This is a genomic window from Micromonospora sp. WMMD714 (genome assembly GCF_029581315.1).
Taxonomy (GTDB): domain Bacteria; phylum Actinomycetota; class Actinomycetes; order Mycobacteriales; family Micromonosporaceae; genus Micromonospora; species Micromonospora rifamycinica.
Genome location: NZ_CP120744.1, coordinates 4,406,794 through 4,419,162, shown reverse-complemented (window position 1 = coordinate 4,419,162; position 12,369 = coordinate 4,406,794). Strand labels below are relative to the sequence as shown.

Sequence of the window (12,369 nt, the reverse complement as noted above, 5' to 3'; positions counted from 1 at the left end):
CGTCAGGTCAGCAGCGCCGGCCGCAGCTCGCCGCCCACGTTGATCGTGCCGACGACCCGGTCGCCGGTGAGGTCGAAGACGTCGACCGACCGGTTGGTCCGCATCAGCTCCCGGACCGACGGGGGCAGCGGCGGCGGGTCCTTCATCGCCGCCCGGACGTCCCGGGTGGTGGAGATCAGGCGACCGACCAGTGAGGCTCCGTCGTGGTCCACCCGCACCCGGCCGTACTCCCAGCCGCAGGTGGTGAGGTCGAGCACCTCGAACAGGTGGGCGAGCAGCGGATCCGGGTCGGTGGCCCGGACCAGCTGCGCCGCCCGTGCGCCGATGACGGTGGCGGCGGCGGCGACGTGCACGTACGGGTGCAGGCCGCCCGGCAGCGCGAACAGCGGCCAGTGCAGCCGCCCGCCGACCTCCCGCCACAGTGGCCGGTAGTTGCGCCGGTCCACCGGGAACCGGTGACCGGTACGCCGGTACAGCTCCGCGGTCTGTGCCAGCAGGTCCGCGTGGGCCGCGGTGGCGAACTCACCGACGATCGTGGCCGCCACCACCAGGCCGTCGCCGTCGTCGAGCAGGCCGACGATCGCCGCCACCTGGTCGGCCGGTCGGACGGCCAGGTGGGTGCCGAACCGCTGCCGCACCTCGGCCGACAGCGCCGCCTGCCGGACCGGATCCTCCTGGACCTGCCGGTTCCCGCCGCCCAGTACCCGCCCGAGCCATCTCATCTCGCCTCGTCTCCGCCGCCGTCACCGACCGCAGCCATGCTAGTGCGCCCCGGTGTCAGGGGTAGCGGACGCCGGTCAACTCCTCGACCACCGTCCAGAGCCGACGGCCGACGGCGGGGTCGGCGGCCTCCCGGCTGCACCGGACCTCGGTGACCGGACCCCAGGTCTGGAAGAACCGGGCCGGGCCGAAGAACTGGCCACCCCGTACCGCCGGGTCGGTGGCGGCCCGCAGCTGGGGCAGCGCGCCCTGCTCGACGGGCTGGGTGGCCAGCAGGCTGAGCCGGGCCAGCACCCGGCCGCGCCGGCCCTGGTGGGACCAGGCCCGCGGGGTCAGGTTGGTGCGGGTGACGCCGGGGTGGGCCAGCACGCTGAGCACCGGCGACCCGGTGGCGCGCAGCCGGCGGTCCAGCTCGACCCCGAAGACGGTGGTGGCGAGCTTGGACCGGCCGTACGCGGTGGAGCCCGAGTAGCCGCGCTCGATCATCAGGTCGGTGAAGTCCAGGTGTGCCCTGCGGTGGACGATCGAGCTGAGGCTGACCACCCGGGCCGCCCGCGCCGCGGCCAGGTTGCCCAGCAGCAGGCCGGTCAGCGCGAAGTGGCCCAGCAGGTTGGTGGCGAGGTGCAGCTCGTGGCCGTCGGCACTGGTGCGGCGCGGGCCGAGCAGCACCGCGCCGGCGTTGTTCACCAGCAGGTCGATCCTCGGGTGGTCGGCGGCCAGGGCCGCCGCGAACGCCCGCACCGAGGCCAGTGAGGCGAGGTCCAACTCGCGTACCTCGACGTCACCGCCGATCTGCTGGGCGGCCCGCCGGCCGGCAGCGGTGTCACGGACGGCGAGCACCACCCGTGCGCCCCGACGGGCCAGCGCGGTGGCGGTGACCAGGCCGAGGCCGGAGTTCGCGCCGGTCACGACGGCGGTGCGGCCGTGCTGGTCGGGGATGTGGTCGGCGGTCCAGGTCATCTGCTGCTCCCTGACGGTCGGCTGGGGTCACCGACGCTACGGCCGGGCCGGGCGGGACCGGTCGTACCCGGTTGCCTAGGTCCCGCAGACCTACCCGCGCCGGTCCGGGCCGCGTCACACTGGCGACATGACCCATCCGTACGCCCGCGAGCTCGGTGACTTCCTGCGCGCCCGGCGCGGCCGGCTGCACCCCCGCGACGTCGGCCTGGAGCCGGGCGGACGACGCCGGGTCACCGGGCTGCGCCGCGAGGAGCTGGCGCTGCTGGCCGGGTTGAGCACCGACTACTACCAGCGGATGGAGCAGGGCCGCGAGGTTCGCCCCTCCGACGACGTGCTGGACGCGCTCGCCGCCGCGCTCGGCCTCGACGCCGGGGAACGCCGACACCTGTTCACCCTGGCCCGGGCCGCCCGCCGGCCGGTGCCGGCCCGGGTGGACCACGGCCCGGAGCGGGTGCCGGAGAGCACCCGGCGGCTGCTGCGGGTGATGGACACCCCGGCGGTGGTGCTCGGCCGCCACCTGGACCTGCTCGCCTGGAACCCGTGGGCGGTGGCGCTGCTCGGCGACCCGGACGGCTACCCGCCGGACCGGCTCAACATGCTGCTGCTGATGTTCGACGAGGCGGCGACCCGGACCCGGCGGTGCGCGGCCTGGGAGCGGCAGGCGCTGGACTACATCGGCATGTTGCGGGCCGCGGTCGCCACCGACCCCACCCACCCCCGGGCCACCGCGATCGTCGGTGAGCTGAGCATCCGCAGCGCCGAGTTCCGCCGGCTGTGGTCCCGGCACGACGTCCGCGAGTCGGTCAGCGGCACCAAGACCTTCCAGGTCCCCGGGGTCGGCGACATCGTCCTGGACTGGGACACCTATCCGCTGCCCGGCAGCCCCGGCCCGGTCATGCTGGTCTTCACCGCCGAGCCCGGCAGCGCCGACGCGGACGCGCTGCGGTTGCTGGCTTCACTGCGGGCCACCGCGCGGTCGGGTGAGAGTTATCCGACACGCCCCCGCGACATCTAGTGTTGCCTCTCCCCCATCTACGCCATATATGGTGTGCCACGCAGCTGGTTCGGCCGGGCCCGGTGGTCCGGTCGAGGCAACAGGGAACCCGGTGGAAATCCGGGACTGCCCCGCAGCGGTGAGTGGGAACGACCGCCGTCATCGAGCACTGGACCGCGAGGTCTGGGAAGCGACGGCCAGTAGGCGACCGGTGGACCCCGGTCCGGCCCGCGAGTCCGAAGACCTGCCAGCGCGCCGTGCGCTGCCGCGCGCGGCGGCCTGAGGTCGCGCGGGACGACCGACGCCAGGTTCCGGGTCGGCCGTCGCGCCGCGCCCGTTGGCGTTCTCCCGCGTCCGATGGTCATCGGTGACGGCGAGGAGAGGTCATGACGGTCGTACAGGAGAGTCCCCCGCCCGGTGCCGGCGAGGTGGAGCCGCGCCGGCCGGTGATGCGGGTACGCCGGCCCGACGGCGGCACCGAGCCGGTGGACGTCGACCGGATCGTCACGGCCGTCGCCCGGTGGGCCGCCGACCTGGACGAGGTGGATCCGCTGCGGGTGGCCACCGCGACGGTCAACGGTCTCTACGACGGGGCGACCACGGCCGAGGTGGACAGGCTGTCGATCCAGACGGCGGCGGAGCTGATCGGCACGGAGCCGCAGTACTCCCGGCTCGCGGCGCGGCTGCTGGCCGGGTTCGTGGAGAAGGAGGTGCGCGGGCAGTCGGTGACGAGTTTCAGCGAGTCCGTCCGGTACGCCCACGGCCTCGGCCTGATCGCCGACGACACGGCCGCGTTCGTGGCCCGGCACGCACGACAACTCGACGACGCCGTCGACCCGGCCGGTGACCTGCGGTTCGAGTACTTCGGGCTGCGCACGGTGGCCGACCGGTACCTGCTGCGGCACCCCGAGTCGCGGCTGGTGGTGGAGACGCCGCAGTACTGGCTGCTGCGGGTGGCCTGCGGGCTGTCCGGGACGCCGGACGAGGCGGTCGGGTTCTACCGGCTGATGTCGTCGCTGGCCTACCTGCCGAGTTCCCCGACGTTGTTCAACTCGGGCACCCGGCACACCCAGATGTCGTCGTGTTTCCTGGTCGACTCGCCCCGCGACGAGCTGGACTCGATCTACGAGCGGTACCACCAGGTGGCGAAGCTGTCGAAGTTCTCCGGCGGCATCGGCATCTCCTGGTCGCGGGTGCGCGGCCGGGGCGCGTTGATCCGGGGTACCAACGGCCGGTCGAACGGGATCGTGCCGTTCCTGAAGACCCTCGACGCCGGGGTGGCGGCGGTCAACCAGGGCGGCCGGCGCAAGGGCGCCGCCTGCGTCTACCTGGAACCCTGGCACCCGGACGTCGAGGAGTTCCTGGAGCTGCGGGACAACACCGGCGAGGAGGCCCGGCGCACCCACAACCTCAACCTGGCCAACTGGATCCCCGACGAGTTCATGCGCCGGGTCGAGGCCGACGCCGAGTGGTCGCTGATCGACCCGTCGGACGCCCCGGAGCTGCCCGACCTGTACGGCGAGGCGTTCGACGCGGCGTACCGGGTGGCGGAGAAGAAGGCGGTCCGCACGGTGAAGGCCCGGGACCTGTACGGGCGGATGATGCGGACCCTGGCGCAGACCGGCAACGGGTGGATGACGTTCAAGGACCCGGCGAACCGGCTGTCCAACCAGACCGGCGTGCCGGGCAACACGATCCACCTGTCCAACCTGTGCACCGAGATCCTGGAGGTCAACAGCGACACCGAGACGGCGGTCTGCAACCTGGGCTCGGTCAACCTCGGCGCGCACCTGACCGGCGACGGCGTCGACTGGGAGAAGCTGCGCGCCACGGTGCGGACGGCGGTGGTGTTCCTGGACCGGGTGATCGACGTCAACTACTACCCGGCCGAGCAGGCGGCGGCGTCGAATCCGCGCTGGCGGCCGGTCGGGCTGGGGTTGATGGGCCTGCAGGACGCGTTCTTCGCGTTGCGCCTGCCGTTCGACTCGGTGGCCGCCCGGGAGCTGTCCACCCGGGTACAGGAGGAGATCTTCCTGACCGCGCTGGAGACGTCGGCCGACCTCGCCGAACGCCTCGGCGCGCACCCGGCGTACCCGCAGACCCGGGCGGCCCGGGGTGACCTGCACCCGGACCTGTGGGGTGTGGAGCCCACCCAGGCCGGGCGGTGGGCCGCGCTGCGCACCCGGATCGCGGCGCACGGCCTGCGCAACTCGCTGCTGGTCGCGATCGCCCCGACCGCCACCATCGCGTCGATCGCCGGCTGCTACGAGTGCATCGAGCCGCAGGTGTCCAACCTGTTCAAGCGCGAGACGATGTCCGGGGAGTTCCTCCAGATCAACACCTACCTGGTACGCGAGCTGAAGGCCCGCGGCCTGTGGACGCCGGAGATCCGCGACCGGATCAAGCGGGCCGACGGGTCGGTGCAGGGCATCGTCGAGCTGCCCGCCGAGGTGCGGGAGCTGTTCCGCACCGCGTGGGAGCTGCCGCAGCGGGCGCTGATCGACCTGGCCGCCGCGCGGGCGCCGTACATCGACCAGTCGCAGTCGCTGAACCTGTTTCTCAGCGCGCCGACCATCGGCAAGCTGTCCTCGATGTACCTGCACGCCTGGAAGTCCGGGCTGAAGACCACCTACTACCTGCGGTCGCGTCCGGCGACCCGGATCCAGCAGGCCACCGTCACCGTCGCCCCGGCCGTGACGGCCGACGCCGAGGCGCTGGCCTGTTCCCTGGAGAACCCCGAGAGCTGCGAGGCGTGCCAGTGACCACCGTCGACGAACCCCGCACCGCCGGGCGGCAGCTGCTGCTCGACCCCGGCATGGACCTCACCCTGCGACCGATGCGCTACCCGCACTTCTTCGACCGGTTCAAGGACGCCATCCGCAACACCTGGACCGTCGAGGAGGTCGACCTGCACGCCGACCTCGCCGACCTGGAGCGGCTCTCGCCGGCCGAGCGGCACCTGGTGTCCCGGCTGGTGGCGTTCTTCGCCACCGGCGACACGATCGTCGCCAACAACCTGGTACTCAACCTCTACCAGCACGTCAACTCCCCGGAGGGCCGGCTGTACCTGTCCCGGCAGCTGTTCGAGGAGGCCGTGCACGTGCAGTTCTACCTGAACCTGCTCGACACCTACGTCCCCGACGAGCGGGAACGCTTCGCCGCGTTCGCGGCCATCGAGAACATCCCGTCGATCCGGCGCAAGGCCGAGTTCTGCTTCCGCTGGATCGACTCGGTCTTCGCGCTGCGGGAGCTGCGTACCCGGGCCGACCGGCGGGCGTTCCTGCTGAACCTGATCTGCTTCGCCGCCTGCATCGAGGGGCTGTTCTTCTACGGCGCCTTCGCCTACGTCTACTTCCTGCGGTCCCGGGGCCTGCTCAACGGGTTGGCGTCGGGCACCAACTGGGTGTTCCGCGACGAGTCGATGCACATGGCGTTCGCGTTCGACGTGGTGGAGACCGTCCGGCGGGAGGAGCCGGAGCTGTTCGACGCCGAGCTGGAGCGGCAGGTGACCGAGATGCTCGCCGAGGCGGTCGAGTGCGAGGCGCAGTTCGCCGAGGACCTGCTCGACCAGGGCGTCTCCGGGCTGCCGCTGACCGACATGCGGGCGTACCTGGAGCACGTGGCGGACCGTCGGCTCGTCCAGCTCGGCATCGCGCCGCGCTACGGCGCGCAGAACCCGTTCGCCTTCATGGACCTGCAGGACGTGCAGGAGCTGTCGAACTTCTTCGAGCGGCGGGTGTCGGCGTACCAGGTCGGGGTCAGCGGCACGGTCACCTTCGACGACGACTTCTGACCCGGTGGGGCGGCGGCCCGGCCCGGTGGCGTACCCACCGGGCCGGGCCGCCGCGCGGTTCCGCGGTCGTGGGGCGCCCGTCGCCCGGGACCACGCCCGTGCGTCATTCGACCGACATCGGCAGACCGGGGCCGAATTGTCCACGAAAAAGCTCCACAAAAGTTACGCGCCCATAAAAATGACTTAAACGCATTAGACGTCGATCGATGTTGATGAAGCCTGGGCGCGGTGCTAGCATCTTGACTCAGATCTTGAAAGATCGTCGACGTATCCATCATCCGACACTCACACCGTCATCGCCCATTATTCCGAGGCAGAGGCTTCTTGTGCGTACGATGCTGCTATTCGACGGTCTCGGCGGAGCGAACGACGGGCTGTTACCGGCGCTACGCGCGCTCTATACAATTCCAGCGAACGCCACCTACTTCCACGCGACATTCCGCGTGCTCGACGAGGTGGCCGCCCATCTCGCACCGGCCGACCGGGTCCGATTATGCCCGGACGGCACGACGTTACGGCAGTGGCTGACGTCGACCACCGCACCGCCGGGCGGAATACCCCGGGACTCGGTCACCGCCGGCCTGTGCATCCACGTCCACCAGGCCTGCCAGCTCCAGCCGGTCCGGCGCCACCCGGACGACGCCGTCGCGGCGCTCGGCCACAGCATCGGCCTGCTGGCCGCCGTCCTGGCCGGCCTCGGCGTCCGCCGGACGGACGAGTACCTCGAGGTGGCGGCCGTCTGCCTGCGGTTGGCGGCGATCACCCTGGTGCGCGGCCAGCAGTACGCCGGGGGGCCGACGCCCGACCCCGGGGCGGTCGACCAATACCGGACCCGGGTCCGCCGCAGCGCCCCACCGGGGCCGATGGCCGCCCTGACCGGCCTGCGCCGCGAGGAGCTCGACGAACTGCTGACGGGGGCGGACGGCACGATCACGGTGAGCCTGGCGAACGCGGCGCGGGCACACGTACTCAGCGGCCCGACCGTCGAACTCCTCGACTTCTACCTCCGCCACGAGGCGACATTCGCGCGGACCGGCGCGACCTGGGCGTTCCTGAACAACACCATCCCGTTCCACAGCCCGCTGCTGCTGCCGGCGGTGCGCCGGATCGCCGGCGACCGCGACTTCGTCGGTCAGCTGCCGGGCGGCGACCGGCTGCGCCTGCCGGTGTACGCCACCGACGCCCCCCGCGATCTGCGCGACGCACCGGACCTGGTGGACGAGTTCTGCCAGCAGGTGCTGTCGCGCCCGGTCGAATGGGAACAGGTGACCCGGCACGCCGTCACCGACTCCGCCATCGACCGAATAGTCGACCACGGCCCCGGAGCAGGCGCGCGACGTTTCACGAAGGAATGTCTTCGCGACCACCCGCGCCGGGTCGCATTCGAGTCGGCACAACAATTCTCCACACCACCGGTCTCAGGAGGCCAGCGTGCGATGTCTGCTCTTTCCGGGCCAGGGCGTACAACGCCGGGGAATGGGATCGGGGCTGTTCGCCCAGTTCCCGGAGACCACCGCGCTGGCGGATGAGATCCTCGGCTACTCGATCGAGGAACTGTGCACCCGAGATCCGGACCGCAGACTCCGGGACACCCGCTACGCCCAGCCCGCCGTATTCGTGGCCAATGCCCTGCTGGGCCGGCAACGGATCGCCGAGCAACCTGACGGCTACCGGTTCTACGCCGGGCACAGCCTCGGCGAGTACAACGCGCTCTGCGCCGCCGGCATACTCGACTTCGAGACGGCGCTGCGCCTGGTGCGACGGCGCGGTGAGCTGATGGCCGACATCACCGGCGGCGGCATGTCCGCCGTCCAGGGGGTACCGGCGGCCTTCGTCCAGCGGGCGCTGCGCGAGACCGGACTGTCCGGGGTGCACATCGCGAACTTCAACGCCGACACCCAGACGACGATCGCCGGGGACCGGGTGGAGGTGGCCGTCGCCGCCAAGGCCATCGGCGCGCTGCCCGGTGCGCGGGTCGTCCCGATCAACGTGAGCGGCCCGTTCCACACGCCGCTGATGGCGTCGGTCGAGCCGGAGCTGCGGGCGGCGTTGGAGAGCTGCGTGTTCAGCGCCGGCACCGGCACCGTCGTGTCCAGCGTGACCGGTGCGGTCTTCCCCACCGACCGGGGCGCCGAGCTGCTCACCCGCCAGGTGTCCACCCCGGTGGACTGGGTGCGTGCCGTCGCCACGCTGCGCGCCCTGGGCGTCACCCAGTTCGACGAGGTCAACGGAAGCACGCTCGGCGCGCTCGTGAACAGGATTCGGTGAAGGGATGGACGCACGATGAGCATCGCGATCGTTGGCACCTCGGTGGAGCTGCCGGGGGTGGACGGCCTGGACGGGTTCTGGCGCGTCATCAGCACCGGCACCAGCCTCACCAGGCCGTTCCCCCAGCACCGCCGGGAGACCCTCAGCGAGTACATCCACTACGTGCGGGCCACCACCGTCGAGCCGGTGGACGACACCAGCCTGGACTTCCACCACGGCTGCTACCTCGACGCCGTGGACACCTTCGACTACGCCGTCTTCGGGATGACGCCCCGGCAGGCCATGCTGACCGACCCGCACCACCGGATGGCGCTGCGCGCGATGTACCTCGCGTTCGAGGACGCCGGCTACTCCGCGGACCGGCTCCGCGGCAGCCGGACCGGGGTCTTCGTCGGCTTCGCCACCAACCCCGGGTCGACCTACATGGACTACCTCGCCCGGATCGAACCGTCGTCCGGCCAGCAGGCGATCACCGGCAACATCCCGGCCATGCTGGCCAACCGGCTGTCCCACCTGCTCGACCTGCGCGGCCCGAGCCTGGTGGTGGACACCGCCTGCTCGGCCACCCTGGTCGCCCTGCACCAGGCGAAGAACGCCCTGCTGGCGGGGGACTGCGACATGGCGGTGGTCGGCGGCGCGCGGATCGTCTTCGCCCCGGTCAAGCACCCGCACACCAACATCGGCATCGAGTCGTCCGACGGGGTCACCCGCACCTTCGACGAGGCCGCCGACGGCACCGGTTTCGGCGAAGGCGCCGGCGCGGTGGTCCTCAAGCGGACCGAAGAGGCAATCGCCGACGGCGACCAGATCTACGCCGTCATCCGGGGCAGCGCAATCAACCACGACGGCCACACCGACGGCATCACCAGCCCGAGCTCCGAGGCGCAGGCCGAGCTGCTGCTCACCGCCTGGCGCAACGCCGGGATCGACCCGCGGACGCTCGGCTACTTCGAGGCGCACGGCACGGCCACCAGGGTCGGTGACCCGATCGAGCACGAGGGCATCAAGCAGGCCTTCGCCCGGCACACCTCGGACCGGAGCTTCTGCGCCGTGGGGACGGTCAAGGCGAACGTCGGTCACCTCTTCGAGGGCTCCGGCGTGATCGGCCTGTTGAAGGCGGTGGCCGTACTGCGCCACCGGATGCTGCCGCCGCAGGCCAACTTCGTGAACCCCAATCCCAAGCTCGACTTCACCTCCGGCCCGTTGTTCGTGCCGACCGCGCTGCAACCGTGGGAGTCCCCGGACGGGCCGCGCCGCTGCGGGGTGAGCGCTTTCGGCCTCGGCGGCACCAACGCCCACGTGGTGGTGGAGGAGTACGTCGCGCCGCCGGTCGAGCCCGCGCCGCCCGGCGAACACCTGTTCACGCTGAGCGCGGCCACCCCGAGGTCGCTGACCGGCCTGCTGCGCAGCTACCTCCGGTTCATCGACGACGGCGGGCTCGACGGGGTGGACTTCGCCGACGTCTGCCACACCACGCGGGTGTCGCGGTCGTCGCACCGCCACCGCGTCGCACTGGTCGTCACCGGCCCGGACGACCTCCGCCGGGGGCTGGAGGAGCTGCTCGCCGGTGGTGGGCAGCCCGCCCTCGACGGCCCGCTCGGCGAGGTGGCGCAGGACTACCTGCGGGGAGCGGCCGTCGACTGGCAGCGGCTGGCGGCGGGCCGGGCCTACCGCACCGTCCACCTCCCCCGCTACGTCTTCGACGACAGCACCGCCTGGCTGGATTTTCCGCAGAACTGGCGGGAGACGATGTCGTTGGAGCGCGCCACCGAGCAGCACCCGGTGATCCACGACGTGGAGCTGAGGCCGATGCCGGCACCCGCGCGGGTGGCCGACGACGCGCGGATCCTCGCCCTGGTGGATCCGGCCACCGACGCCGAGGCGGTGCTGGCCCCGGTGCTCTCCGACACCGGCCTGGTCGTCCGGCTCGGTGACCGGCTCTCCCCCGGCGACGAGGTCGTCGCCGCCGACAGCCCGGCGTCCTACGACCGTATCGCCCGGCTCGTCGAGGAACACGACATCACCCACCTGGTGTACGCGCTGGCCTTCGAGCAGACCGCGGCGGACGACATCGAGGAGATCGAGCGGCGGACGACGAAGAACCTGTACGGCCTCTTCCACCTGGCCAAGGCGCTGATGGCGGCGGGCACCAAGCTCGACCTGGTGGTGCTGACCCGCAACGCGGTGGCCGCACGCGACGGCGACGCGACGGCGGTCACCGAGAACGCCGCGCTCGTCGGCCTCGGCAAGGTGCTCGTCCGGGAGTACCCGTACATCCGGGTCAAGCACGTCGACGTCGACCCGGCCGTGCCGGCGGCTGCGCTGCGCGCGGAGCTGCTCGCCGACGAGTACGGCCTGTCGGTCCTGCGCGGCGACGAACGGTTGCGTGAGGTCTTCGTCGAGGTCACCGAGATCGAACCGACGGTCGGTGCGCAGGGCACCCGGCCCTACCTCAGGTCCGGGGGCACCTATCTGATCACCGGAGGCACCGGCGCGCTCGGGCTGGCGGTCGCCCGGGACTTCGTCGACGCCCAGCCCGACATCACCGTGGTGCTGCTCAGCCGGTCCGGGCTACCCCCGCGCGACCAGTGGGACGAGCTGTCCACGGCGGGGCCGGACGGCCCGGTGCAGGGCCGGCTGCGGGTAGTGCGGGAGCTGGAGTCGCTGGGCGCGTCGGTGCACGCGGTGGCGGTCGACGCGGGCGACAGCAAGGCCCTCGCCGAGGCGGTCGGCGGGCTCCGGCACCGGTACGGCCGGATCGACGGGATCGTGCACGCCGCCGGGCTGCCCGGCGGCAGCACCGTCATGTTCCGCCAGCTCGACGACTTCGACGCGGTGGTGCGGGCCAAGCTGCACGCGGCGTTCGTGCTCGACACGGTGACCCGGGACGACCCGCCGGACTTCATCGTCCACTTCTCCTCGGTCGCCGCGGTGTTCCCCGCCCCCGGGCAGGCCGACTACGCCGCCGCCAACTACTACCTCGACAACCTGGCCAGGGCGCAGGCGGGCCGGGACTGCCACGTGATCGCGCTGGACTGGGTCGCGTGGAAGGAGATCGGCATGGCGGTGGACTTCGGCACCAACGGCGACACCATGTTCAAGGCCATCCCGACCGGCGTGGGGCTGGCCGTCCTCGACGCCGGCCTGCGGTCGCGCCGGTCCCGGCTGTTCGGCGGGGAGCTGAACTACGGCGGGGAACTCGTCCACCTGCTGCGCTCCTACGACGTGGGGCTGTCCACCGACATCGAGGCCACCGTGGAGCGGCACATGCACGCGCTAGAGGCCCGGTTGGCCAAGGCCACCGAGAAGATCCGGGCCACCGTGTCGGCGGTGACGGTCGAGCTGGAGGGCCGGCCGGACGGCAACTACTCCGACACCGAGCGGTCGGTCGGGCAGTGTCTGGCGCTCGCGTTCGGCTACGACCGGCTCGACGTGGAGGCGGACTTCTTCGACCTGGGCGGTGACTCCCTGATGGCCGCCACCGTGGCCAGCAACATCTCGGTCTGCCACGGCGTGCCGTACGACGTGGCCGACCTGCTCGCCGACCGCACCGCCGCCGAGATCGCCTACCACGTCGAGGAGCTCGGCGAGTTCGGCGCCACCAGCAGCTGACCACGATCGGGGACGTCATGAC

The 12,369-nt window shown here is 71.8% G+C and carries 8 protein-coding genes and 1 riboswitch; of the genes, 6 read left to right on the top strand and 2 right to left on the bottom strand.

Features of this window, described 5'->3' with window-relative positions:
* Positions 1–2 precede the first annotated feature (2 nt).
* Both O7625_RS19060 and O7625_RS19055 read right to left on the bottom strand, forming a co-directional pair.
* The gene (locus tag O7625_RS19060; protein ID WP_282340312.1) at positions 3–722 is read right to left on the bottom strand and encodes a hypothetical protein; all 720 of its coding nucleotides are present in this window, start codon (positions 720–722) and stop codon (positions 3–5) included.
* A gap of 55 nt (positions 723–777) precedes the next feature.
* Positions 778–1,680 carry an oxidoreductase gene (locus O7625_RS19055; protein ID WP_282340311.1) on the bottom strand — a complete coding sequence of 301 codons (903 nt, stop codon included), beginning with the start codon at positions 1,678–1,680 and terminating at the stop codon, positions 778–780.
* A gap of 127 nt (positions 1,681–1,807) precedes the next feature.
* On the opposite strand from O7625_RS19055, the gene O7625_RS19050 reads away from it, so the two are divergent.
* From O7625_RS19050 to O7625_RS19025, 6 genes are all read left to right on the top strand, one after another.
* Complete coding sequence (locus O7625_RS19050) at positions 1,808–2,695, top strand: helix-turn-helix transcriptional regulator (protein ID WP_282340310.1); 888 nt, start codon at positions 1,808–1,810, stop codon at positions 2,693–2,695.
* Positions 2,696–2,723: 28 nt separating this feature from the next.
* Positions 2,724–2,941, top strand: a riboswitch (cobalamin riboswitch).
* A gap of 119 nt (positions 2,942–3,060) precedes the next feature.
* Positions 3,061–5,436 carry a ribonucleoside-diphosphate reductase subunit alpha gene (locus O7625_RS19045; protein WP_282340309.1) on the top strand — a complete coding sequence of 792 codons (2,376 nt, stop codon included), beginning with the start codon at positions 3,061–3,063 and terminating at the stop codon, positions 5,434–5,436.
* A gap of 53 nt (positions 5,437–5,489) precedes the next feature.
* Entirely contained in the window at positions 5,490–6,467 is a 978-nt protein-coding gene (locus O7625_RS19040; RefSeq protein ID WP_282347008.1) for a ribonucleotide-diphosphate reductase subunit beta, read from the top strand.
* A 335-nt stretch (positions 6,468–6,802) separates the two neighbouring features.
* The gene (locus O7625_RS19035; protein ID WP_282340308.1) at positions 6,803–7,996 is read left to right on the top strand and encodes a hypothetical protein; all 1,194 of its coding nucleotides are present in this window, start codon (positions 6,803–6,805) and stop codon (positions 7,994–7,996) included.
* On the top strand, positions 7,944–8,735 hold the full coding sequence (locus tag O7625_RS19030; protein ID WP_282340307.1) for an acyltransferase domain-containing protein: 792 nt from the start codon (positions 7,944–7,946) through the stop codon (positions 8,733–8,735). The genes O7625_RS19035 and O7625_RS19030 overlap by 53 nt, the downstream gene beginning before the upstream one ends.
* 15 nt (positions 8,736–8,750) lie before the next feature.
* Complete coding sequence (locus O7625_RS19025) at positions 8,751–12,347, top strand: SDR family NAD(P)-dependent oxidoreductase (RefSeq protein WP_282340306.1); 3,597 nt, start codon at positions 8,751–8,753, stop codon at positions 12,345–12,347.
* The last annotated feature ends 22 nt before the right edge of the window (positions 12,348–12,369 follow it).